Here is a 2,992-nt window from a genome sequence, read left to right on the forward strand (position 1 = left end):
AGATTCAGCACCTTTATCAAAACGGGTAACTCTCACTTTTTCAAGCTAATGTGTCAGATCTTGTTTGAACTAATACACTTTATTAGCTCACCTGTATTGTCTGTTTATTAAATGTTTTCTTTGAGAATGACGGAAATTGCCTCATCTAACTTCTCTTGAATATCCTTTGGAACTCGACCAAATTCATAAGAAAAGTTTCTTCCTTTCACTTTTTTGCGAGCAAACTGATCTTTATTTTCAAATTTGAATAATGTCGTCACAACTGGTTTATCTGTTGTTGGCTTGAAGGACTTAGACTCATCAGCTATTAGTTTGCTGAGTTTGTCTTTAAGGTCTTCTTTGATAAAGCCACCGTTAACTTTTAGCTCATTCACTTTACTTTTTAGCTCTTCAGTGAAATCACTTAGTTGATCACCTAATAAAGCCTGTGTTGCCAATAGCGCTTTATAGTCACTGTGGTTGAGCAATGAAATATCAGGAAAAACAGAAATTAAATCACTATCGATTGTTGCGGCCTGTAGTGCTTTACTTACCTTTGATTGACTTAAGCCATGACGTTCCGCTAACTCAGCCTGGTTCAACTTCTTGCCATGTTCAGCTAAGTACGCCTCTTTGTCTCGCTCTAAGCGTAATCCAATTTCACGTAAGCTGTGCTCTTTAACTGACTGTAGTGATGTAGCGAGAGCCTTTGCATCGCTTAGACTGATTTCGTCATCAGTAACTAGCATTGAGAAAGTTTCTATAGCACCGCTTTTCTCAAGTACATAGGCGCGCCGGCGTGAACCATCAAGAACGTCAATCTTGTTATCCGGCAGACGTCGACCAATTGCTGGGTAGAACTGTTGATTATCTAATGTTGATAAGTCTTGAAGCGACTCTTCTGTTAATAGTGATTGTTCGCGCCCATTGATTTCAAAAGTGACGACTGTATTTGATTTAAGCTGCTCATATGACAACGTAACCGGTGTGAATGTGGCTTCTTGGCCTGACTTTAATGTCCAGACTTTACTTTGACCTACGCTGACTACTCCCAGATGCTTAGAGAGCACTTCATCAAGTGGTGTTTCACTCTTTTCAGCTTCAATTCTCAAGCGCTTGGCCAAACTCTCAAGTTGGTTCTTATTGCTATCTGCAATAGCTTCTTCTGAGCCTGCAGTGTTGCCGAGTGGAGAGACTGTACCTCTTTTTTTAGCCATTTTTATTGCTCCTTCTCTTGTTCGCGCCATACTTTTTGAATATCACGGTGCAATTGACTTGTAACTTCATACCCATTTTGTTGTGCGTTCTGGAAAGTCATCTTGGTTTTAGGGTATTCACTTTTAGACATATCAAACACGGTTGATAGTAATGATGAAGCTTGTCTCACAGCTTCACTATTGTTGAATTCTGTTGAGTAAAGGTAAGTTGAAAAACTATCATAAAGGTTGTTCTGTAAATCAGTAGTGGTTGAACTCTCTTTATGATTTGTAAGCAGTATTTTCATAAAGTCATAACCTGGGTGCTTCGCATTTTTTAGCAGCGTCCATACTTGCGGTATATAACTAAAATACGAACATGTAGCATCAATATCATTTTCAGTAACAGACAATGGGAAAATAACACTGGTGCCAGCGTAATATGCGTTGTATGTCGCGTAGCCTAGTGATGGAGGCGTGTCGATTATTATGATGTCAAACTCATCTTTAACTTGCTCTATGATGTCGTGCAATATTGAGTAAGGCGAACTTAGTTGTTGATTGAATACCGCTTCGTGGAACCAGCCTTCTATTGCTCGGTCTGATTGTGAAGCAGGTAAAATACGTAAGTTGGGGATTGTAGTTGGTAAAAATGCTTCGCTTATAGCTTCTTTTAAGGTCTCGTTGTCGTCTAACTCATAGTTCCCCATGATTAAGTCACCAACAGATAAACATCCTTCCTCTGCTGACTCAGGGGCATAGTACATTGACAGAGTTCCTTGACCGTCCATATCAATCAATCCAACTCGATAGTTTTGGTGAAACTCTGTTGCTAAGCCAGACGCAGCAGTTGCTGCAGTTACTGTTTTGCCAACACCGCCTTTTTGATTCTGAACAACAATAACCTGTAGTTCTTGGCTTTCACCGCGAACAAATGGTAATTGTTTTTTAAGTTCTTCTGGAAGTGAATCTCTTACTTTGTAGACTTCCTCAATATCTAATAGCCACTGACTTTCTTCGTGCCTTCTTGGGTTAATCTTTAGAGCTTTGCAGTACTTGTCCAAGGTTCTTGCATCAATATCTAGGTATGCCACTGCTTCAGCCTTAGTAAAGACTCTCAGCTCTTTTCGGTGGTTATTTAGGAGGCGTCTATTACGACGCTGAATGTATAACTCTGAACCGTCTTTTAGCTCGTCAAACGCTATATCGGTGGCTTCTACTTTAGAGATAGTCATGTGAACCTTAATGAATGTGTTTTTTTATAGTGTATGCTTTAATTTTTGCGTGGTAAAGTAAAAATTAAAGCGTGAGTTGTTTTTTAATGCTCTGCCTCGTATTCCGTTTACCTTCAATAGGTTTTTTCTATACACATGACTTTTTAACGTTATTGAGTGCGAATTAGTCTATAGAATAGGGGAGTATCAGTTATTAATAGTTTCCGTGTGCAAGCGTATAACATTTGTATGCTTTATAATTGGCTCTTAGATGATGAAATAGCAACTTTTGAAGAAAGGAGTGCTAATTAACTAACTCATATTAAGTTTGTGCTTTGGTTGGCGTCGGGTACTTCCTTGTTTTCTCTGCATTGAATTGAAATTAAGTTATCACTCTAAGTGTTTTGTTCTAATTCAAATTGGAGCTTTCATGGAGTTGTGTATATTATTTACGTGTTAACTGATTACGTTATTTTAACCTTATATGTGTAAGTTACATTTCTTTGAAGATTTCTATAGTTAGTTGTAAGGGTTGTTTTTGGATAATTACGATAAAATTCTAGTTAGCTCCAATTTAATCCGGCGCCATGCATCAATGAAGGT

The 2,992-nt window shown here is 38.3% G+C and carries 2 protein-coding genes; both read right to left on the reverse strand.

Annotated features, from left to right (window positions below):
* Nucleotides 1-107: 107 nt before the first annotated feature.
* Nucleotides 108-1,196 (reverse strand): ParB family protein, encoded by a 1,089-nt coding sequence (locus HUS61_RS20990; protein WP_175083657.1) that lies wholly within the window; start codon nt 1,194-1,196, stop codon nt 108-110.
* A gap of 2 nt (nt 1,197-1,198) precedes the next feature.
* Nucleotides 1,199-2,410: a ParA family protein gene (locus HUS61_RS20995; protein WP_055022493.1), complete on the reverse strand. Its 1,212-nt coding sequence runs from the start codon at nt 2,408-2,410 to the stop codon at nt 1,199-1,201.
* Nucleotides 2,411-2,992: the final 582 nt, after the last annotated feature.

Source organism: Pseudoalteromonas sp. 0802, from assembly GCF_013350085.1.
Classification (GTDB): domain Bacteria; phylum Pseudomonadota; class Gammaproteobacteria; order Enterobacterales; family Alteromonadaceae; genus Pseudoalteromonas.

Excerpts from the sequence above, each read along its gene's own strand:
- HUS61_RS20995 (WP_055022493.1), bottom strand. The coding sequence starts at position 2,410 with ATGACTATCTCTAAAGTAGAAGCCACCGATATAGCGTTTGACGAGCTA.
- HUS61_RS20990 (WP_175083657.1), bottom strand. The coding sequence starts at position 1,196 with ATGGCTAAAAAAAGAGGTACAGTCTCTCCACTCGGCAACACTGCAGGC.